17 protein-coding genes are annotated in these 19,459 nt (G+C 72.4%); 9 read left to right on the top strand and 8 right to left on the bottom strand.

The genetic code is table 11. The features are described from left to right. Positions 1–63: 63 nt before the first annotated feature. The 5 genes from ACZ7HQ_RS17640 to ACZ7HQ_RS17620 form a co-directional block, all read right to left on the bottom strand. Positions 64–462, bottom strand: a complete 399-nt coding sequence (locus ACZ7HQ_RS17640; protein WP_470990362.1) for an SseB family protein — start codon at positions 460–462, stop codon at positions 64–66. 236 nt (positions 463–698) lie between these two features. Next, on the bottom strand, positions 699–1,406 hold the full coding sequence (locus ACZ7HQ_RS17635) for a GntR family transcriptional regulator (protein WP_470990360.1): 708 nt from the start codon (positions 1,404–1,406) through the stop codon (positions 699–701). Further along, on the bottom strand, positions 1,403–1,954 hold the full coding sequence (locus tag ACZ7HQ_RS17630; protein WP_470990358.1) for a cysteine hydrolase family protein: 552 nt from the start codon (positions 1,952–1,954) through the stop codon (positions 1,403–1,405). Before ACZ7HQ_RS17630 ends, ACZ7HQ_RS17635 begins: the two co-directional genes overlap by 4 nt. After that, entirely contained in the window at positions 1,951–3,465 is a 1,515-nt protein-coding gene (locus ACZ7HQ_RS17625) for a purine-cytosine permease family protein (RefSeq protein WP_470990356.1), read from the bottom strand. Before ACZ7HQ_RS17625 ends, ACZ7HQ_RS17630 begins: the two co-directional genes overlap by 4 nt. 130 nt (positions 3,466–3,595) lie before the next feature. Continuing rightward, entirely contained in the window at positions 3,596–3,919 is a 324-nt protein-coding gene (locus tag ACZ7HQ_RS17620; protein WP_470990354.1) for a DUF2795 domain-containing protein, read from the bottom strand. Positions 3,920–4,121: 202 nt separating this feature from the next. Between ACZ7HQ_RS17620 and ACZ7HQ_RS17615 the strand changes: the two genes are divergently transcribed. Both ACZ7HQ_RS17615 and ACZ7HQ_RS17610 read left to right on the top strand, forming a co-directional pair. Then, positions 4,122–4,316: a DUF2795 domain-containing protein gene (locus tag ACZ7HQ_RS17615; protein WP_470990352.1), complete on the top strand. Its 195-nt coding sequence runs from the start codon at positions 4,122–4,124 to the stop codon at positions 4,314–4,316. A gap of 154 nt (positions 4,317–4,470) precedes the next feature. Continuing rightward, positions 4,471–5,529: an NAD(+)/NADH kinase gene (locus ACZ7HQ_RS17610; protein WP_470990350.1), complete on the top strand. Its 1,059-nt coding sequence runs from the start codon at positions 4,471–4,473 to the stop codon at positions 5,527–5,529. 84 nt (positions 5,530–5,613) lie between these two features. Here ACZ7HQ_RS17610 and ACZ7HQ_RS17605 read toward each other — a convergent pair whose 3' ends face one another. Next, entirely contained in the window at positions 5,614–6,288 is a 675-nt protein-coding gene (locus ACZ7HQ_RS17605) for an ankyrin repeat domain-containing protein (protein ID WP_470990348.1), read from the bottom strand. Between the two features lie 53 nt (positions 6,289–6,341). Then, the gene (msrA, locus tag ACZ7HQ_RS17600; RefSeq protein ID WP_470990346.1) at positions 6,342–6,863 is read right to left on the bottom strand and encodes a peptide-methionine (S)-S-oxide reductase MsrA; all 522 of its coding nucleotides are present in this window, start codon (positions 6,861–6,863) and stop codon (positions 6,342–6,344) included. A gap of 261 nt (positions 6,864–7,124) precedes the next feature. Here msrA and ACZ7HQ_RS17595 point away from each other — a divergent pair, with 261 nt between their 5' ends. The 6 genes from ACZ7HQ_RS17595 (at position 7,125) to ACZ7HQ_RS17570 (ending at position 16,530) form a co-directional block, all read left to right on the top strand. Beyond that, positions 7,125–8,852 carry a carbohydrate binding domain-containing protein gene (locus ACZ7HQ_RS17595; protein WP_470990344.1) on the top strand — a complete coding sequence of 576 codons (1,728 nt, stop codon included), beginning with the start codon at positions 7,125–7,127 and terminating at the stop codon, positions 8,850–8,852. 338 nt (positions 8,853–9,190) lie between these two features. Further along, complete coding sequence (locus ACZ7HQ_RS17590) at positions 9,191–10,453, top strand: phenylacetate--CoA ligase family protein (RefSeq protein WP_470990342.1); 1,263 nt, start codon at positions 9,191–9,193, stop codon at positions 10,451–10,453. Beyond that, a complete protein-coding gene (locus ACZ7HQ_RS17585) occupies positions 10,450–11,733 on the top strand; it encodes an MFS transporter (RefSeq protein WP_470990340.1) in 1,284 nt (427 codons plus the stop codon). The genes ACZ7HQ_RS17590 and ACZ7HQ_RS17585 overlap by 4 nt, the downstream gene beginning before the upstream one ends. Beyond that, positions 11,730–12,866, top strand: a complete 1,137-nt coding sequence (locus ACZ7HQ_RS17580; RefSeq protein WP_470990338.1) for a GNAT family N-acetyltransferase — start codon at positions 11,730–11,732, stop codon at positions 12,864–12,866. Before ACZ7HQ_RS17585 ends, ACZ7HQ_RS17580 begins: the two co-directional genes overlap by 4 nt. Next, positions 12,863–14,029, top strand: a complete 1,167-nt coding sequence (locus tag ACZ7HQ_RS17575) for a LuxE/PaaK family acyltransferase (protein ID WP_470990336.1) — start codon at positions 12,863–12,865, stop codon at positions 14,027–14,029. Before ACZ7HQ_RS17580 ends, ACZ7HQ_RS17575 begins: the two co-directional genes overlap by 4 nt. Then, positions 14,026–16,530 (top strand): acyl-CoA reductase, encoded by a 2,505-nt coding sequence (locus tag ACZ7HQ_RS17570; RefSeq protein ID WP_470990333.1) that lies wholly within the window; start codon positions 14,026–14,028, stop codon positions 16,528–16,530. The genes ACZ7HQ_RS17575 and ACZ7HQ_RS17570 overlap by 4 nt, the downstream gene beginning before the upstream one ends. A 61-nt stretch (positions 16,531–16,591) precedes the next feature. On the opposite strand, the gene ACZ7HQ_RS17565 is transcribed toward ACZ7HQ_RS17570, so the two are convergent. After that, a complete protein-coding gene (locus tag ACZ7HQ_RS17565; RefSeq protein ID WP_470990331.1) occupies positions 16,592–17,404 on the bottom strand; it encodes a TetR/AcrR family transcriptional regulator in 813 nt (270 codons plus the stop codon). A 208-nt stretch (positions 17,405–17,612) separates the two neighbouring features. On the opposite strand from ACZ7HQ_RS17565, the gene ACZ7HQ_RS17560 reads away from it, so the two are divergent. Then, a complete protein-coding gene (locus ACZ7HQ_RS17560; RefSeq protein WP_470990329.1) occupies positions 17,613–19,325 on the top strand; it encodes an MFS transporter in 1,713 nt (570 codons plus the stop codon). Positions 19,326–19,459: the final 134 nt, after the last annotated feature.

The following is a 19,459-nucleotide window of genomic DNA, read 5'->3' as shown; positions in this document are numbered from 1 at the left end:
CGCGCCCGAGGGCGTGGATGATCAGTTCGGTACGCGAGCGGGGTCCCTTTCAGGGGGCCGCGCTCAGCGGGCCAGCAGCGTGCGCACCCCCTGTGACGTGAGCGTCAGTGCGTGGGTGGAGTTGCCGTCGATGGCCAGGGAGAGGTCCTCTTCGGGCCATTGGGAGGCCAGCGCGCCGAGCGGTATGAGCCGGTAGCGGGAGACGAACGGCAGCAGCTCGGCCATCTCGCCCTCCGTGGTGAACACGGGGACGACCGGTTCGCCCCCGGGCTGTTCGAGAACGGGCAGGGCCACGCTCGTGGCGTCGGCGCCCTCCCCGTCGACCGCGTCGTCCGGGACCGGGACGAGCACGTCACTGTGGGCGAGGACGTCCAGCGCGGCCTGGTCCTCGGCGTTCACGGTCAGCGCGTCCAGCGCCTGCTGGGCAGGCGTCGGCAGGTCGTTGTGTGCGGGTGTCTCCATGGCAGATCCCCAGGTAGCGGCGGTCGTACGGGCCACCCGGGGCACATGCGCGCCCGGGCGTGCTCCCGCCTCACGTACCCGGGGGAAGGGCGCGGCATGCGTGAGGATCGGCGGGAGGTCCGGTGGTGGCCCGTGCCCCGCGGTGTCGAAAGAAGGTGAAACCCGGGCGGGTGTGAGGCCGCGCAGGACCACGGGCGCGGTCGTACCGGGAGGTCGTGGGCGCTTTCGGCGGCAGGTCAGCCGAAGGTGAGGACCAGCTGGAAGTGGCCGGGGTCGAGGAGGCCGACGGCGTGCTCGACGAAGGAGCCGTCGGCCGCCCGGCTGGTCCGCCGCGTCTGCAGGAACCAGTCCCCCGGCGTGCGCCGCAGCAGCTCCGCCTCCTGGGCGTCGACCGGCCGCCCGGAGACCCGCTGCTCCCCGTTGTCGGGCCGCAGCCCGGCCCGCTGCAGCAGTTCGGTGAGCGACTCCTGGCCGAGGCCGCGTGCGGGCAGCTCGCGGATGACGGGCACCGGTGGCAGGAAACTGCGCTCGTACGACACCGCGGTGCCGTCGGCCACCAGCTCACAGGTGCGCTCCACGCACACGAACACCTCCTTCTCCAGGCCGAGTTCGGCGGCGAGTGCGGCGTCGTGCGTCTCGCGTACGGCGAGGGTCCGCACGGTGGTGTCGAGGGCCCGCAGGGCCAGGGCGTGGGCCCAGCCGGGCCGGTCGGCCGGCGGGCGGCCGTCGAAGAGGACGTAGGAGCCCTTGCCGGTGCGGGTGGCGATCAGGCCCTCCTCGGACAGTTCGGCGAGGGCCGCGCGGAGGGTCGTGCGGCTGACGCCGAACCGCTGGGCGAGGGCGTGTTCGCCGGGCAGCCGCTCGCCGGCGGCGCGGCTGCCGTCGCGGATCTCCTGGGCGAGGATCCGGGTGATCCGCTGGTGCTTGAGCGGGACGCCGGTCATGGCCCGTCCTCCGCCAGCAGGTCGTCGACGGTGGTGACCCGGACCAGCGGCCGGTACAGCTCCATGATCTGCAGGGTCTTGAGGTGGGAGTCGTCGTCCACGCCCGCACAGGCGTCGGCGACCACCAGCACCTCGGTGCCGGCGTCGGCGGCGGCCAGGGCGGTGGACAGCACACAGCAGTCGGTGCTCACACCGGCCAGGACGAGACGGTCGTCCGGGCCGACGCGGGCGGCGAGTTCCGGGGTCCACTTGCCGAAGGTGGTGGCCTCCACGACAGGGCCGGCCAGGTCGGCGAACTCGTCGGACAGCTGCCAGAGTCCGGCGTCCGGGGGCTGCAGGGCGAAGGGCCACCGGTCGTAGTAGGCGCGCCAGGCTCCGGCCGGTTCGGCGGGGGCCAGGAAGCGGGTGAAGGTGACGCGGCCGGCGAAGGCGGGCAGCAGGCTGCGGACGCCCGCCGCCGCGTCGGCGTACCGGGGAGTGGCCCAGGGACTCGCCGGGTCGGCGAAGACACGCTGCATGTCGATGACGGCGAGGTGTCCGGCGGTCATGGGTTCAGCACCCCCTCGTCGGTCACGGGGCTCGGCGCCTGCGCCTCCTGGGCGCGCACCCGGCGCCGGCCGAGCAGCAGGGTGCCGGCGAAGGCGAGAGCCAGCGCGACGAGGACGCCGAGGTTGGCGTACGCCCAGGCACCGGTCCTGCCGCCGAGACCGGACGGGCCGAGCAGGTAGCCCTGCCAGGTGAGCCAGCTCGCGGCGGTGTTGGTGACCAGGCCCCAGCCGACGGCCGTGGCGCCGAGGGTGAGCAGCAGGGGTGACAGGGCGATGTCGCCGTAGCGGCCGTGCGGGCGGTACAGGTCGCCGTCGTCGTAGTCGCGGCGGCGCAGTGCGAGGTCGGCGAGCATGATGCCGCACCAGGCGGCGATGGGAACGCCGAGCGTGGTGAGGAAGCCCATGAACTGGCCGAGGAAGTTCCCGGCGAAGAAGACGATGTAGACCGCGCCGGCGATCATCAGGACGCCGTCGAGGAACGCGGCCAGGTAGCGGGGCACGCGCAGTCCGGCCGAGAGCAGGGCCAGGCCCGAGGAGTAGATGTCGAGGACGGCGCCACCGACCAGGCCGAGCACGGCGACCACCGCGAAGGGCACCAGGAACCACGTGGGCAGGATCGTGGTGAGCGCGCCGATCGGGTCGGCGGCGATGGCCTTGCTCAGGGCCGGGGAGGAGCCGGCCAGCAGCAGCCCGAAGACCAGCAGGAGCAGCGGGGCCGCGGAGGCGCCGAACGCGGTCCAGCCGATCACTCCCCGGCTGGAGGAACTCCGGGGCAGGTAACGGGAGTAGTCGGCGGCGGCGTTGACCCAGCCGAGGCCGAAGCCGGTCATCATGAACACCAGCGCCCCGACGAACTCCTGCGCGGAACCGGCCGGGACGGCGCTGACCGTGCGCCAGTCGACGTGGTCGGCGACGAGGGCGACGTAGACGATCGTGAGGACGCCCGTGATCACGGTGATGGCCGTCTGCAGCCGCATGATCAGGTCGAAGCCCATGACCCCGCCGACGACGGTCAGCGCGGCCACGACCAGGAGGGCCACGACCTTGGTCTCGGTGCCGCCGCCCCAGCCGAGGCGGCTGAAGACGGTCGCGGTGGCCAGCGTGGCGAGCGCGGTGAGGACGGTCTCCCAGCCGACGGTGAGAATCCAGGAGATCACGGACGGCAGCCGGTTGCCGCGCACCCCGTACGCCGCCCGGCTGAGCACCATCGTGGGCGCCGACCCGCGCTTCCCTGCGACCGCGACGAACCCGCACAGCAGGAACGAGACGACGATGCCGAGCACCCCGGCGGCGAGGGCCTGCCAGAAGGAGATGCCGAAGCCGAACGCGAAGGCGCCGTAGCTCAGTCCGAGAACGGAGACGTTGGCCCCGAACCAGGGCCAGAACAGGGTGCGCGGGGTGCCCTTGCGGTCCGCGTCCCCGATCACGTCGAGCCCGTGCATCTCCAGCTGTACGGGCCGGCCGGAGGATCTGCCGTCGGTGGTTCCCAGCGGGTCCTGCGGATGCGTCATCGCCGAGCCACCTGCTCCTACCTGTCCAGACGTGTCTGATCACGCACGCTAGGCCGGGGCGCCAAGGGCGTCAAGGGACACCGGGTGGCGCCCGGGGAGACGGGACGGCGCCGGGGACGCCGGCGCCGGCTCAGCGGTCGAACTCCTCCTGGATCGGGGTCTTCGGCTCTTCCCGCAGATGCTGGGAGAGGCCGGGCCTGCCTCCCTGGCGCGCCTGCTCCGCGCGCTGTGCGGCGGTGTGGCCGAGGTCCGAGTCCGGGTCCACCCGTACCGACCTCGCCACGTCCTCACGGCCCGTGTACCGCTCGGCGGGGATGCCGCGCAGGGCCTTGACGACCTCGTCCGACGCACCCGCCTCACGCGCGGCCGTGACCAGGTGTTCCTTGTCGGTGGGGTACGACACGTCCTTCAGCGCGGCCAGCACCTCGGGGACGCTGGTGTGTGCCGTGCTCATGGCGCCTCCTTCATTCGTCGCCCTGCTCGGCGGAGTCGGGCGTCCGTGCCTGTTCCGAAGCCCCCGGGTACCCGCCCGGCGTAGGTCCCATGACCGGCGGGGATCCGTGAATCCGCGGCCCCGGGATGGGTACCTGACCGGTCCGGCGCCGCGTGCGGCGCCGGGTCACCGACCGAGCACCATCTCACCGCCTGGAGGAGCCATGGCGGGTATCAAGCCCCCTGATCTGCAGAAAGCACTGTCCGGCGCGGAGTACCCGGCCGACTCGGAACAGCTCCGGAAAGTCGCCGAGAAGAACCACGCGTCCAAGGAGGTCACCGAGCGCATCGCGCATCTCGGCAAGAAGGAGTTCCAGAACCCCGCCGAGGTGAGCAAGGCCGTCTTCCGGAACGAGTGACCGGACACGACGTGCGGCGGCCGGGCCTCCCGCTCGGGCCGCCGCACCGTCCTTGCTTCCTCAGGTGCCCGGGCGCCGCCCGCGTGCGCGTGGCGTGCCGAAGCGGTTCGCTGGCGAGGGAGGGCCAAGCAGGACAGCGGGCTGGGAGGCGGGTATGACGGTGAACCGGGTCGGCCTGGTGGTGCACGGCGGCCGCGCCGAGGCCGTGGCCGCCGCGCGGGCGGTGCGCGAGTGGTGCGCGGAGCACGCCGTGGGGTGTACCGACATCGACGTGTGGCAGGAGGGTGCGCGGCACAGCGCCCGGGAGGAGGTCGAGGCGGCGGGCGATCCGGATCTGATCGTCACCCTCGGCGGCGACGGCACGTTCCTGCGCGGTGCCCGTCTGGCGGCCGAGAACGACGCCCTGGTCCTCGGCGTCGACCTGGGCCGGGTCGGCTTCCTCACCGAGGTCCCGGCCACCGCGGTGCGCGCGGCGCTGGACGCGGTCCTGGCCGGGCGGATCACCGTGGAGAGCCGGATGCTCCTCACCCTGCGGGCGTCGTGCCGGCTGGAGGTGCCCGCGCAGATGGAGGCGCTGCTGCGGTACGGCCGGGGGCCGATGCTGCCGCCGCCCCAGGTGCGGGCGGAGTGCGACAAGGGTGACGAGTGGGGCGTCGCGCTGAACGTCACGGCGCTGAACGACGTCGTCGTGGAGAAGCTCGCCAGGGACCGGCAGGTCTCGGTCGGTGTCTATCTGGCCGGCCGGCTGCTGGCCTCCTACTCCGCCGACGCGCTGCTCGTCGCCACGCCCACGGGCTCGACCGCCTACAGCTTCGCCGCCGGCGGTCCCGTGGTCTCGCCACGCGCGGAGGGCCTGGTGTTCACGCCGGTCGCCCCGCACATGGTGTTCAACCGCTCGGTGGTCGCCGCCCCCGACGAGCCCATCGCCCTGCGGATCCTCGAACGGTCGGGCCAGGCCGCCGTGAGCATCGACGGCCAGCTGCGCGGCGTGCTCAGCCCCGGGGACTGGATCGGCGTGTACGCCGCCCCGCGCCGGCTGAAGGCCGCCCGGCTGGGCCCGATGGACTTCTACGGCCGTCTGCGCGAGCGCATGAACCTCACCGACGCGCCGGCCGCGCTCGCCGACGGGGAGGCCGCCCCCCTGTGGCCGGTGACGACGCCCAGGCCGGGTGACCTCGCCCACCTCGCGCTGCCTCCGGCTCCCGAGCGGTGACGGGACGCGGGGCCGGCAGGGCGGTGGCGTCCCCTGACCGTTTCCCGCGGGTCGCGTTGCCCACGTGTCACGCCCGCCGAGGGATCACAGCTCCCTGCCCTCCTGGAGCCACACCCCGTCGACGGTGATCCGGTCGGTCCGCTCCGAGCCGCCGACGACGCGGATCCAGCTGTCCACGGTCAGCTCGCGGCCGCACAGCTCGATCTTGAAGCCGCCGTACATCCCTGGGACGGGGAACCAGCACATCCGGTGTGGCAGTTCGGTCAGCACCTCCACCTCCGGCAGGCGCATCCCCTGGCCCGTGGCGAGGTCCGAGCCGTCCTCCAGGCCCGCCCGGTGCCGGATCAGGCGGTGCAGGTGGCCCTGGAGACGGGCGATCACGTCGGGGTGCAGGGGGTGTGCGAGGTCCGGACGGAGCAGGTCGGTGAGGTGGTGGTGCCGGCGCCGGGCGGCGATGTCCACGGCGCGGGTCCCGTCGCCGGTCCTCAGCGTCCGCCAGCCGCCGTACCGCAACAGCCGCCGCACGGTCTCCGCGGAGGCACCGTGCCACGCGGCCTGGTGCAGCGGCGTGTAGCCGCTGCGGCCTTCCAGGCGTGCGGAGTTGACCCAGGCCGGCTCCTCGTCCAGCACCTCGAAGACGGTCCGCCAGTCCCCGTCCCGGGCCGCGTCGGCGAGCCGGTCACGCAGGGCCGCGAACCTCTCCTTGGGACTCGACCGCCGGGTGACGCCGTCCCACTCCGCCACGCGTTGCTCCACCACGCGGCGGAGTCTACAAGGCCGGTGAGTCGCCCCGAACTTCCGTGTCCGTTCGGCTACTTCGTCGCGGACGACCCTCGTCGCGGCAGCTTCCAGTTCGGTCGCGGGAAGTGGCACGTGTAGCCGTTGGGGTAGCGCTCCAGGTAGTCCTGGTGCTCGGGCTCCGCCTCCCAGAAGTCACCCACGGGCTCCACCTCGGTGACCACCTTCCCCGGCCACAGCCCGCTCGCCTCCACGTCCGCGATCGTGTCCACGGCGACGCGGTGCTGCTCCTCGTCGCCATAGAAGATGGCGGACCGGTAGCTGCGCCCGATGTCGTTGCCCTGGCGGTCCCTGGTGGTCGGGTCGTGGATCTGGAAGAAGAACTCCAGGATGTCGCGGTAGCTCGTGGCCGTGGGATCGAAGAGGATCTCGATGGCCTCGGCGTGGTCGCCGTGGTCGCGGTAGGTCGCGTTCGGCGTGTCACCGCCGCTGTAGCCGACGCGCGTGGCCACCACACCCGGCTGCTTGCGGATGAGATCCTGCATGCCCCAGAAACAACCGCCCGCGAGTACGGCCCGCTCGGTCTCCACGCTCATCGGTCACTCCTGACGCTCGAACCCGGCACGGCTGTCGACGTGCGGTTTACACGGTGACCCAGCCTAATACCGCCCGCGAGAAGCCGGCCAACGGTCCCCTGGGACCCGGTCCGGGTCGCGGTGGCGCCGGCCAACTCGCCCGGAACACCGGGGATTCAGTTGGTCTAGTCCTCTTGACGGAGTGGGGCGTCGGCGGTTTGGTATGTACCAACGTTCGGCCGCCACACCCCACCACACCCCGCCCCCGAAAGGGGAACTGTCATGCACCTGGCAAGATTTGCGACCTCCGCATGCGCGCTCGCGCTCACGGCCACCGGCGCGACCGTCGCCCTGGCGCCCGCCGGCAACGCGGCGGCGAGCAGCGTCTACTCCGTGGCCCCGTACGTCGACATGTCGAACGGCCAGGAAGGGCTGCTCGACACCGCCGTCACCGGACACCACCTCAAGGCGTACACCGCGGCCTTCGTACTCGGTGAGGGCTGCAACCAGATCTGGGGCGACACCCTCCCCATCGGCAACGACTCCTACACCGACCCCGAGATCGCCAGGGCGAGGTCCGAGGGCGCAGCCGTCATCATCTCCTCCGGCGGGGCGAGCGGCGAGCCGCTCGCCTGGACGTGCTCCACCCAGAGCAGTGTCGACGCCGGATACCGGGCCCTCGTCGACGACTACGGCGTCACCCGGCTCGACTTCGACGTCGAGGGCGCCGCCGTCGCCGACACGGCGGCCGCGGCCCGCCAGATGCAGGCGATGAAGGACCTCAAGGCGTCCGACCCGGGCCTGCAGTTCTCCATGACGCTGCCGGTGCTGCCGAGCGGTCTGACCGGCGACGGCGTCAACATCCTCAAGGCCGCCAAGAACGCGGGCATCAAGATCGACGTGGTCAACGTCATGGCCATGGACTACTACGCCGGCACCGGCACCGAGATGGGCCGGGCCGCGGTCTCCGCCGCCGAGGCGACGCTGGCCCAGATGCGGTCCGTGGATTCCGGCTACAGCCATGCCAACCTCGGGATCACCCCGATGATCGGCAAGAACGACGACGGCTCCACCTTCACCCTGGCGGACGCCCGGACGGTGGAGAACTTCGCCGCGCAGAACGGGCTCGGACTGCTGGCGTTCTGGTCGGTCAACCGGGACCAGCCGTGCAGCGGAAGCGCCAACTCACTGCCCACCTGCAGCGAGATCAGCCAGAACAGCCTCGCGTTCACGGACGCGTTCGTGCCGTACGAGGGCGGGGGCGGAGGCACGAGCGGCGACTTCTCCCTGTCGCTCGCGCCGGGCTCCGCTTCGGTCGCCCAGGGCGGGTCCGCGACGGCGACCGTCTCCACGGCTGTCACCTCCGGCGCCGCCGAGTCCGTGAGCCTCTCCGCCTCCGGCGCCCCGGCCGGCGTCAGCCTCTCCTTCAGCCCGGCCTCCGTCACGTCCGGCGGCAACGCGACACTGACGGCCGCGGTCGGGCCGTCCGTGGCCGCGGGCAGCTACCCGATCACCGTCACGGGCACCGCCGCGAGCGGCAGCCACAGCGCGACGTACACGCTCACCGTCACCGCCGGTGGGGGCGGGGGCGGCCCGCTGACCAATCCGGGCTTCGAGACGGGCGACCTGAGCCCCTGGACCTGCACCGGCGGCAGCGCGGTGATCGCCGGCCCCGTCCACACCGGCGCCCACTCCCTCCAGGTGACGCCTAGTTCCAGCGGCACCGGTGAGTGCGACCAGGCCGTCACCCTGTCCCCCCCACCACAGCCACACACTCACCGGCTGGGTCCAGGGCCCCTACGCCTACATCGGAGTCAGCGGCGACGCCACCGCCGGCTCGTGGTCGAACGGCACGAGCTGGAACCAGCTGACGGCCACCTTCACCACCGGCAGCAGCGGAACCGTCACCGTCTACGCCCACGGGTGGTACGGCCAAGGCAACGTCCACGCCGACGACTTCACCCTCACCTAGTTCCGCGACCGGGGGCGCCGGTCGGGTTCCGGTCATAGTGCGGAATGCCTTGGCGAGGCTTTTCCATAAGGCTTCCTTGAATCTCCCTCAACCAGCGGTTATGGATACCCGGTTGAATGTGACCACCGTCTCCGCCGGTCAAGGAACCCGGGACTCCCGCAACGCGTCCGCGAGGCATCGAATGGCCTTCAGGGTGTGGCCAGTTGATGCAAGTCCGTTCCGAATGGTGAGATAGCCTTGCCTTCGGCCGCCCCGCTCTTCACGGGCGCGCCGCACTTCACACCCTCAGCGACCCGGTCCACGTCAGCGGACCGGTTCCGTCGCACCCCGCCGGCCCTTTCCCGTGCCGACGGCGCACGCTTTCGAGCAGGAATTGATGCCCGTTCAATCATTTGCGGAACTCATACGTTTCGTGCGACACAACTCGCCTTTCTACCGTGAGCTCTACGCTCACCTTCCCGAGCACGTGACCCGGCTCACGGATCTGCCGGTGGTGCCCCAGGCGGCATTCTGGCGAGCCAATTCACCGCGCAACAACCGGCTGCTGACCGCTCCGCTGGACGAAGCCGTCGTGTTCCGCAGCGGCGGCACCACGGGGTCCCCGAAGTTCTCCTGCTACACCCGCACGGAATGGCGGGAGTTCACCACCGCGTTCGGTGCCGGTCTCGTCACTGCCGGGCTGCTGCCCGGGCACCGGGTTGCGGATCTCTTCTACGCGGGTGACCTGTACGCGAGCTTCAGCTTCGTCCTCGACTCGCTGCACCGCTCCCCCGTGGCCAACGTCCGCCTGCCCATCGGCGGCGCGACGCCCTGGGAGTCCACCGCGGCGACCCTGGAGGAGTTCCGGGTCCAGGTCGTCGCCGGCACACCCACCACCCTGTGCTCGCTCGCCGAGCGCCTCACCGCCGCCGGCCGGACGCTGCCGGACGTGGAGCTGCTGTTCTTCGGCGGGGAATGCCTCTTCGGCGACCAGCTCCCGCTGCTCCGAGCCGCGTTCCCGAACGCCGAGCCGCGCTCCCTGGGGTACGCGAGCGTGGACGCCGGGCTCCTCGGCGAGGCCGTGCCCGGTAAGGACACGCGCGTGCACCGGGCGTTCACCCCGCACACGGTGGTCGAGATCCTCGGCGACGACACCGGCGAACCCGTCGACGGCAACGGCGTACCGGGGCGGCTCGTCGTCACCGACCTGCGCAGGCGGCTCATGCCGGTGCTCCGCTACCCGGCCGGCGACCGGGCCGAATGGGTGGACCGGGACGCGGGCGTCTTCCGTATTCTCGGCCGTGCCGAGGAGGGCGTGCGGGTCGGACCGGTCTCCCTGCACACCGAGGACGTCCACGACGTCGTCACGGCCGCCGACGGGGCCGGCGAGGTGACCGGCCTGCAGCTCGTGGTGCGGCGCCGGGACGGGCGCGACGGTCTGGTGCTGCGGCTCGCGGTCGCCGATCCGGGCGCGGACCATGCCGGCCTGGGTGAGTCCGTCGTGGCGGCGGTCCTCGCCCAGCGCCCGTTCTACGCGAGCGCGACCGAAGCCGGCCACGTGAACCCGCTCACCGTCGAGTGGGTGCGCCACCGGGACCTCGCGGTCAACTCCCGCTCCGGCAAGCTCGTCCGAGTCGTCGACGAACGGCCGCACTCGTGAGCGGGGCACCGGCGCGCGCCCCGCGCATGCCCCTCGTCCTGCGCAACGCGTCCTTCGGCAGGGTCTGGGCCGGTCAGCTCCTCACCCAGGCGGCGAGCAGGATGTTCCAGGTCGGCGCGGTCTGGTGGCTCGTCGGCTCGGCGGGCGGCGCGCACCGTGGTCTCGCCTCGGGCCTGTTCCTCATGGTGAGCACCCTGCCCGCGGTGGCACTGGCCCCGGTGGTCGCCCGTATCGTCGCCCGCCATGCGCACCGCACGGTCCTCGCCGGCGCCGCCGCCGTGGCGGGGTCGGTGGCGGTCGCCGCGGCCGTCCTGGCGTACGCCGGAAGCCTGCCGCTGGCCGCCGCCTACCCGGTGGGGCTGGCGCTGGCCGGCTGTCAGGCGGTGTTCGACCCGTGTCTGACCACCTCGGTGCCGGAACTCGTCGAGGACGCCGACATCGAGTCGGCCACCGGGTTCGAGCTGTCCACGCAGTCGGTCGCCGGGCTCTGCGGCGGGCTGCTGGGTCCCCTCGTGGTCGACGCGGGCGCGCTGGCCGGCGTGGTCGCCGTCTGTGGTGCCGCATACCTGCTCGCCGCTGTGCTGGTCGCCTCCGCCCGCTTCCCGCACGCCCCGGCCGGGCACGCACCGGGGGACGGGCCTGCCCCCGAACGGCGCACGCTGCGCCAGGTGCTGGCGGACCTGCCGTTCATCCGCCGTGTGCTGCTCTGCTTCGCCGCCGCCAACGTCTTCACCACCGCCGTGTACGTCGTGATGCCGCTGTACACCCGGGAGGTGCTGCACGCGAACGGCTCGACCGTCGCCTCGCTGGAGGCAGCCCTCGGCGCGGGCACCCTGGTCGGATCGTTCACCGGCGGGCGGCTGCCGGGCCGTCCGATCACCGTCGGAAGTCTGTGTCTGGCGGTGATGGCAGGGGCGCTCGGTCTGCCGGGCCTCTTCGCCGGGCACGCGGTGGCGGTCGCCGCGATGGCCCTCGCAGGCTGGTGCGTCGGCGTGATCGGCGTGCGGTTCGTGGCGCTGTTCCAGCGACTGGTGCCCGCCGACGACAAACCGGGCTTCTTCGCGGTCATGCAGGCGGTGCTGGGAGCCACCTTCCCCGTGTCGTCGCTCGTGTTCGGCGCGCTGGGCGACCAGCTCACGGCCCGGACGCTGTGCCTGGCCCAGGCCTCGGGTCTGGTGCCGGTCGCGGCGGCGCTGTGGTGGCTCGGCCGCCACGCGGACGGCGCCGAGCGGCAGGCGCCCGCCGCACCGGCGCGGGTACCGGCCGGAGAGCCGTCATGAGCGCCGGGCTACGCCCCGCGTCCGTCCAGGACATCGCCGAACTACGCCAGTTGTACTTCGAGGTGTACGGGCACGGCTACCCGGTGCCACTCGGCAGCGACCCGGTGGTGATGCGCCGGCTGATGACCGACGGCACCGCGCACTGGCTCACCGCCCGTTCCCGCGACGGTGCCCTGGTCGGCTCCGCCGTCGTCCAGACCGAACCGGGCAGCCGCATCGGCAAGCTGGTCGGCCTCGCGGTGCACCCCGGGCACCGGGGCGGCGGGCTGGCCTCCCGGCTGACCGGGGCGGTCTGCGACGAGGCCTTCGCCACGGGCCGCCTCGACTCGGTGTACGCCACCGTCCGCCTGGTCACCGAAGGTCCGCAACAGGTCGTGGCACGCAACGGGTTCCGGCCGCTCGGCCTGCTGCCGAACGCCGTCGAGGTCGACGGCTGCGAGACCCTCGCACTGTTCGCCCGCTACGCCGACGGTGCCCTGGAGCACCGCGCACCCGTGACCGGCGTGCCCGAGGGGCTGTCGGCGCTGCTGACCGCCGCCTCCGCAGGCGTCGGCATCGACTACGCCCGCACCCGGGCCGTCCCCTGCCGGGACATGGCGCACACGGCCGCCGGCGCCGAGCCGATCGAGCTGATCGCGGCCCCGGCCTTCGTACGGCGCCGCTTCCTGGAGCTGTTCCCGAAGGCCGGCGACCGCTTCTTCCCGCTGCACACCCCCAACGCGGTCCTGGTGGCCGCCGACGGCCGGTTCGAGGCGTACGCGGACCTCGACCCGGTGGCGGGAAGCTGCACGCTCGTCGCCGTCCATCCGCGTCCGGCCGAGGTGGCCGGTGCGCTGGAGCCGCTGATGGCCAGGGTCACCCGGGCCGGAGCGGACTACGCCGAGGTGCTGCTGCCGCTCGCCGACACCGGGGCGCTGGAGGTGTTCCTCGGCTCGGGGTTCGTACCGAGCGCGGTCTACCCGGCGATGCGCCGCATCGGCGAGCGGCTGCACGACTACGTGGTGCTGTCGCGCACCAGCCGTCAGATCGACTTCCGCAGGATCGCCGCAGGACCGCTGCTCCAGCCGTACGTCAGTGCCTACCTGAGTGCCTGGACCACCACTTATCTGCCCCTACACGAGGTGTCCCGATGAAACCCCATCTCGCCGCCGTCGAGGTTCCCGACCCGGCGGCGCTCGCCCATGTGCAGCGGCTGTGCGACCTGGCGGAGCCGTACGCCGCGGGCCCCGCCGCCGACGAGCTGTTCACCGCCGCCATGGCGGAGACCAACGCCTGGCACGCCCGGCGCTCCCCCTTCTTCGCCGCCCTGCTGCAGGACCCGCCCGAGCTCCCCGCGCCCACCGTCGGCGACGGGGTGCGCACCCCCCTGGTGCCGGCCGCGTTCTTCAAGCGCCACGAGGTGCTCTCCGTCCCGCGCGACGAGGTGTTCCTGCACCTGACCTCCTCGGGCACCACGGGCCAGAAGTCACAGATGTTCTTCGACGAGTGGACCATCCGCTCGGCCCAGCGCATGGTGGCGAGGATCTTCGACCACTACGGCTGGATCACCCCCGAGCAGCCGGTGAACTACCTGCTGTACAGCTACGAACCGGCGCCGACGCTGAAGCTGGGCACGTCGTTCACCGACAACTACCTGTGCGACTTCGCCCCGGCCCGGCACACCACACACGCGCTGCGGCACACCGGCAGCGGCCACGAGTTCGACGTGCACGGCTGCATCGCGGCGCTGCACCGCTACGCCGAGGACGACGTGCCGGTCCGCATCCTGGGCTTCCCCGCGTTCCTGTACTTCACCCTCGAGCGGATGCGCGCGATGGGGTTGCCGCCGCTCCGGCTGCCCGAGGGATCCCTGGTGGTGCTCGGCGGCGGCTGGAAGGGCCACGCCGACCGGCAGATCGGCAAGGACGCCTTCTACACCGAGGTCACCGACCGTCTCGGCGTTCCGGGCGACCGCATCCGTGACACCTTCGGCTCCGTCGAGCACTGCGTGCCCTACGTCGAGTGCGCCCAGCACCGGCTGCACGTGCCGGTGTGGTCCCGCGCGGCCGTCCGTGACCCGGGGACGCTGCGCCCCCTGCCGTACGGCGAGCGCGGCTTCCTGCACCTGGTGAGCCCGTACATCACCTCGGTGCCCGCGCACAGCGTCGTGATGGGCGACCTCGCGTCGCTGCACCCGGGCGGGGAATGCCCCTGCCCGCTGTCCACCGACTGGTTCACCGTGCACGGCCGTGCCGGGGTGAGCCGCAACCGCAGCTGCGCGGTCGCCGCCGCCGAACTGATGAAGGGAATGTCGTGACCACCTCCGCGCTCCACCTCTGGCAGGGCGAGTTCATCGACGACGCCGAGGCCGGCCGTCGGCTCGCCGGGCTGCAGCAGCAGGCCGAGCGGGTCCTGGCGCGCCCCCTGCCCACGGACGTGGTGCTCGGCGCCTGCGCGACGGTCGGCCGTGACCTGGCCGACCCCGCCTCGGCCGGGTACGGCCGGCTGGCCGCGCACCTGCCCGCTGGCGAGGCCGCGCCCGTCCTCGCCGAGCTGGCCGGCGCGCTCACCCGGGAGGCGCTGGAGCGCAAGCTGCGGCGGGAGCTGGGCGGGCTGCGCCCGGAACGGCTGACCCGGCCGGACGCCCGCGAGACGGTGTACGAGGCCTGGGCGCCGGTCGGCGTGCTGGTGCACATCGCGCCCGGCAACGCCGCGGCCGTGGCGCCCCTGAGCGTGGTCGAGGGCCTGCTGGCCGGCAACCTCAACGTGCTGAAGGCCAGCAGTTCCGACCCGGCCCTCGCCCTCGACCTGCTCGCCGCGATCGGCGCGGCCGACCCGTCCGGGATGATCGCCGAGCGGGTGATCGCGCTGCGCTTCCCGTCCTCGCGCCGCGAATGGCTGGAGACGCTGTGCGGGCAGGCCGACGCGATCGCGGTGTGGGGCGGCGAGGACGCGGTGCGCACGGCGGGCGAACTCGCACCGCCCGGCTGCCGGGTGGTCGAGTGGGGCCACCGGATCTCCTTCGCCTATCTGACCCTGCCTGCCGCCTTTGAGGACGGCGTGCTGGACGCGCTCGCCGAGGACGTCTGCCGCCTCGACCAGCAGGCGTGCTCCAGCCCGCAGGTGGTCTACCTCGACACCGAGGACAGCGGGGAACTGTTCGCGTTCGCCGGACGGTTCGCCGGGCGGCTGGCGAAGGTGTCCGCCGCGCACCCCGCGGCCGTGCCCGACCCGGCGGAGCAGGCGGAGATCACCACCGTCGAGCGGCTCGCGCGCCTCGAACAGCACCTGGGCCTGACCCGCGTGTTCGCCGCCGACGACGGTTCCTGGCGGGTGCTGGCCGACACCCGTTCCGCGCTCGACGCCTCCCCGCTGCACCGCAGCGTCTGGGTGAAGCCGCTGCCCCGGCAGGAGGTCACCGCGACGCTGCGGCCCATGCGCCGCTATCTGCAGACCGCGGCGATCGGGGGCGGCCGTGCGGACGTGGCCGCGCTGTCCCGGGCGATGTTCGCCGCGGGTGTCACCCGTGTCACCCCCGTCGGGTCCATGCTGGACGGCTACGAGGGCGAACCGCACGACGGCGTCTACGCGTTGCAGCGCTACAGCCGCAGGGTGAGCGTGCGCGCGGCGGACACGGACTTCCGCACGGTGGCCTGCCTGGACGACCTGACGGCTCCCCCCGTACTGCCCCCTGCGCCGAACGGGCCGCTGCTGGGCAAGGAGGGCGTGCAGCGTGCCCTCGACGCTCTGGACCCGCGCCACGCGCAGCTGTACTTCCGCAGCGGAGGCTCCTCGGGCGCACCCGCGCTGTCGGTGTTCACCTGCGACGACTACGACAACCAGATGCGCGCCGCGGCGGACGGTCTGCTCGCCGCCGGGTTCGACCCGGCTCGCGACCGGGCGGCCAACCTGTTCTACTGCGGCGGGATGTACGGCAGTTTCATCAGCTTCTTCTCCATCCTGGAGCGGCTGAACGCCACCCAGCTCCCGATCGCCGCGGGCGCCGACCACGCCATGGTCGCCGAGGCACTGGTCGCGCACCGGGCGGACACCGTCTTCGGCATGCCGTCCTACCTGTGGCAGCTGCTGCACGCCGAGGCCGGCCGGCTGCGCGCCTACGGCGGCATCCGCAAGGTGTTCTACGGCGGCGAGCACTTCACCGCCGAGCAACGCAGGGTGCTCACCGACGAGTTCGGTGTGGAGGTGATCCGCTCCGCGGCCTACGGCAGCACCGATCTGGGACCGCTGGGCTACCAGTGCGCGTCCTCGGACGGCTCGGTCCACCATGTGCTGACCGACCTGCACACGCTGGAGATACTGGATCCGCGCGAGGACCGTGCGGTGGTGCCGGGCGAGCCGGGACGGCTGGTGTTCACGTCGCGGGCGCGGTCCGGTCAGCGGCTGGAGCGCTACGAGATCGGCGACCTGGGCCGGGCGGTGGAGGGCGCGTGCGCGTGTGGCAGCCACGTGCCTCGCCTCGAACTGCTCGGGCGCTACGGCGATGTGCTGCGGGTGGGCACGTACTTCGTCAACTACCGCCGTGTGGTGCGGGCGTTGGAGGAGCGGATCGCCTATCACGGGGAGGTGCAGCTGGTGGTGGCACCGGGCGCCGACCGGGAACGGCTGACGGTCAGGCTCGACGAGCAGTACGCCCCCGCCGCCGACGTCGCACGGGCAGCCGTCGTCGCGGAGGTGCCGGAGCTGGCCTCGGCGGTGGAGGAGGGGCTGGTGGCGCTGACCGTGCGGACCCTCGGCAGGGCGGACTTCGAGCGCACCCCGACCAGCGGGAAGCTGCGCACGGTCATCGACCTGCGCTAGGTCCTGTACGGCGCCCGCTCGGCCCCCTGGCCCCGAGCGGGCGCGACCGCCCGGGCGGTGATCAGGCGGAGGGGTTCCTGCCGTCGTCCGGACTCGTGGGCGCCGGCGGGGAGTCCGGCAGGTAGCTCGCCAGGCCGCGCAGGATGATCTCCAGACCGGTGTCGAACCTCTCGTCGGAGGAGTCCGACACGATGAGCCCGGCCAGGGCGCGCAGATGGGGGAAGTCCGCTGCGGGCAGGGACGTGAAGTAGTCCCGCATCTCGTCGGCCATCTCACGCCAGTCGGGACGGGCCAGGGAGGCACCGTCACCGCCGTGCCGAGCGGCCCGGTCCTGCCACATGCCCTCCTCCAGGACGAACCCGTCGATGTAGGTGGAGATGAGGTCACCGGCCTCCGCCGCGATACGGTCGGGCAGCCCCGCGGTGCGGAAGATGGCGAGCAACGCCTCGACGTGCGGCAGCAGTTCGGCGGTGAAGGGGACGTGGGCCATGGAGATCCTGGCCATGTCCCGGTGGGACAGCAGGCGCTGCCGCCCCGAGCGGGCGTAGTCCCGAACCTGTTCCCGCCATCGCTGCGGATCGGGCGCGGGCAGTTCGAAGCCGTCGAAGAGCCGTGTGTACATCAGCTCCAGGAGCTCGTCCTTGGAGCTGACGTACGCGTAGAGGGCGGAGACCGTGACCCCCAGTTCGGCCGCCACCTGGCGCATCGACAGTCCGTCGAGCCCCTGCCGGTCCAGCACCGTGAAGGCGGCCTCCACGACCCGTTCGCGCGACAGCGGTGCGCGCGTGGGTGTCACGTGGCTGCGCGCGGGGCGCTCGCGCTCCCAGGGGGAGGGCGGAGGGGACGTACGGGTGTCGGCGGCCTCGTCGGTCATGAGGCCAGTCTAGGCGCCGGAGAACAGTGTTCACCCACGCTGCGCGACACGAAGGGGTCGATGAAACGCGATATATCTTGTCCGGTCGCGGACATTGCGCTATATCTTAATGAACGGCGTTCACCGACTGAACGGTGTTCTGTTATGGTGAACACCGTTCAGCCGAACGTGTCGTGAAACCCATCCGCCCCTTTGACGAGGAGTTCCGATGTCCACCACCGGTGTCGCGTCCGTCGAGACGCCCACCGTCACACCAGCGCCCTACCGGCGGCGCTGGGCTGCGCTCTTCGTGATCCTCGCGGCCGAGGTGATGGATCTCCTCGACGCCGTCGTCACGAACATCGCCGGCCCCTCCATGCGGGCCGACCTCGGCGGCGGTGCCTCCACACTGCAGTGGCTCGCCGCCGCGTACACGCTCTCGATGGCCGTCGGGCTCGTCACCGGCGGGCGGCTCGGGGACATCCACGGGCGCCGCAGGATGTTCCTGGTGGGAGCCGCCGGCTTCACCCTGGGTTCGCTGCTGTGCGCGCTGTCCGTGTCGCCCGAGATGCTGATCGCCGCGCGCGTCGTACAGGGACTGTTCGGCGCGGTGATGCTGCCGCAGGGTCTCGGCATGATCAAGGAGATGTTCCCGCCGCAGGAGTCACAGAAGGCCTTCGGGATGTTCGGGCCGGTCATGGGTCTGTCCGCCGTGTGCGGGCCGATCCTGGCGGGCTGGCTCGTGGACGCCGACTACTTCGGCACCGGCTGGCGGATGATCTTCCTGATCAATCTGCCGCTGGGCGCCGCGGCCTTCCTGGGTGCCCTGCGCTACCTGCCGAGGGGCCGGTCGAGCACCAGGCCACGCCTCGACATCCCCGGCATGCTCCTGGTGTCGCTGGCCGCGCTGCTCCTCATCTTCCCGCTGGTCCAAGGCCGTGAGTACGACTGGCCCCTGTGGACGTTCGTGATGATGGCCGCCTCGCTGGTCGTCTTCGTCGCCTTCGCCCTGTACGAGTCACGCCGCAACAAGGCCGGCCGGGACCCGCTGGTCGTGCCCAGCCTGTTCCGCAAACGGGGATTCAGCGGCGGCATGACCCTCGGGCTGGTGTTCTTCTCGACCATGCAGGGCTTCATGCTGGTCTTCAACCTCTACACCCAGATCGGCCTCGGCTACTCGCCGCTCAAGGCGGGACTGGTGATGGTGCCCTGGTCGGGCGGCATGATCGTCGGTTTCGGGATCGCCCAGGGTGTCGCCCGGTTCGGTCGGGCCGTCCTGCAGGCGGGCACCCTGGTCATGGCGGTCGGTGTGTTCGGCGTGTGGCTGACCCTCGACACGGTGGGCTCCGGCGTCGGCCCCTGGCAGCTCCTGCCGTCGCTGCTCGTCACCGGCATCGGGATGGGGCTGCTCATGGCGCCGTTCTTCGACATCGTGCTCGCCAGCGTCGAGCAGCACGAGACCGGCTCGGCGTCCGGCACGATGACCGCGATGCAGCAGCTCGGCGGCGCCTTCGGCGTGGCCGTCCTCGGCACCGTGTTCTTCGGCCTGCTGGGCGGCGGGATCGCCACCGCCGTCGACCACCACTCGGACGGCCTGCGGAGGCAGTTGGCCGCCGCGCACGTCGCCCCGGCCGCTCAGCAGCGCCTCGTGGCGGACCTGCGTACGTGCGCCTCGGACCGCGCCGTCGCCAAGGACCCCGCCGCGACCCCGGCGTCCTGCGCACGCCTGGAGAAGGACACCCGCTCCGCCGTGACCTCGCCCCAGGGCGGCGCCACGATACCCGGCGCGCTGCGGACCACCGCGTCGTCGGCCTTCCGGAGCGGGTTCGGTTCCGTCATGAAGACGGTCCTGTGGATCGTCGACGGCATGCTCGCCCTGACCTTCCTGCTGGCGTTCCTCCTGCCGCGCCACGCGCGCCCCGAGGGATCCTCCGGGCACTGAGCCCGGCCGCACGGCATCGTCCGGCGGGGGGGGGGGGGGGGGCCGGGGGGGGGGGGCGGGGGTCCCCCCTCCCTCCTCCCCCAGTCCTCCCCAAAAACAAAAGAAAAAAACCACAGGAAACCACCCCCCCCCCA

This window comes from Streptomyces sp. NPDC037290, from assembly GCF_055603245.1.
This window is presented reverse-complemented; position numbering and strand designations above follow the sequence as displayed.

What these genes read in the sequence shown, in the direction of transcription:
- ACZ7HQ_RS17640 (WP_470990362.1), bottom strand. Translation starts at nt 462, where the DNA reads ATGGAGACACCCGCACACAACGACCTGCCGACGCCTGCCCAGCAGGCG.
- ACZ7HQ_RS17635 (WP_470990360.1), bottom strand. Translation starts at nt 1,406, where the DNA reads ATGACCGGCGTCCCGCTCAAGCACCAGCGGATCACCCGGATCCTCGCC.
- ACZ7HQ_RS17630 (WP_470990358.1), bottom strand. Translation starts at nt 1,954, where the DNA reads ATGACCGCCGGACACCTCGCCGTCATCGACATGCAGCGTGTCTTCGCC.
- ACZ7HQ_RS17625 (WP_470990356.1), bottom strand. Translation starts at nt 3,465, where the DNA reads ATGACGCATCCGCAGGACCCGCTGGGAACCACCGACGGCAGATCCTCC.
- ACZ7HQ_RS17620 (WP_470990354.1), bottom strand. Translation starts at nt 3,919, where the DNA reads ATGAGCACGGCACACACCAGCGTCCCCGAGGTGCTGGCCGCGCTGAAG.
- ACZ7HQ_RS17615 (WP_470990352.1), top strand. Translation starts at nt 4,122, where the DNA reads ATGGCGGGTATCAAGCCCCCTGATCTGCAGAAAGCACTGTCCGGCGCG.
- ACZ7HQ_RS17610 (WP_470990350.1), top strand. Translation starts at nt 4,471, where the DNA reads ATGACGGTGAACCGGGTCGGCCTGGTGGTGCACGGCGGCCGCGCCGAG.
- msrA (WP_470990346.1), bottom strand. Translation starts at nt 6,863, where the DNA reads ATGAGCGTGGAGACCGAGCGGGCCGTACTCGCGGGCGGTTGTTTCTGG.
- ACZ7HQ_RS17595 (WP_470990344.1), top strand. Translation starts at nt 7,125, where the DNA reads ATGCACCTGGCAAGATTTGCGACCTCCGCATGCGCGCTCGCGCTCACG.
- ACZ7HQ_RS17590 (WP_470990342.1), top strand. Translation starts at nt 9,191, where the DNA reads ATGCCCGTTCAATCATTTGCGGAACTCATACGTTTCGTGCGACACAAC.
- ACZ7HQ_RS17580 (WP_470990338.1), top strand. Translation starts at nt 11,730, where the DNA reads ATGAGCGCCGGGCTACGCCCCGCGTCCGTCCAGGACATCGCCGAACTA.
- ACZ7HQ_RS17575 (WP_470990336.1), top strand. Translation starts at nt 12,863, where the DNA reads ATGAAACCCCATCTCGCCGCCGTCGAGGTTCCCGACCCGGCGGCGCTC.
- ACZ7HQ_RS17565 (WP_470990331.1), bottom strand. Translation starts at nt 17,404, where the DNA reads ATGACCGACGAGGCCGCCGACACCCGTACGTCCCCTCCGCCCTCCCCC.
- ACZ7HQ_RS17560 (WP_470990329.1), top strand. Translation starts at nt 17,613, where the DNA reads ATGTCCACCACCGGTGTCGCGTCCGTCGAGACGCCCACCGTCACACCA.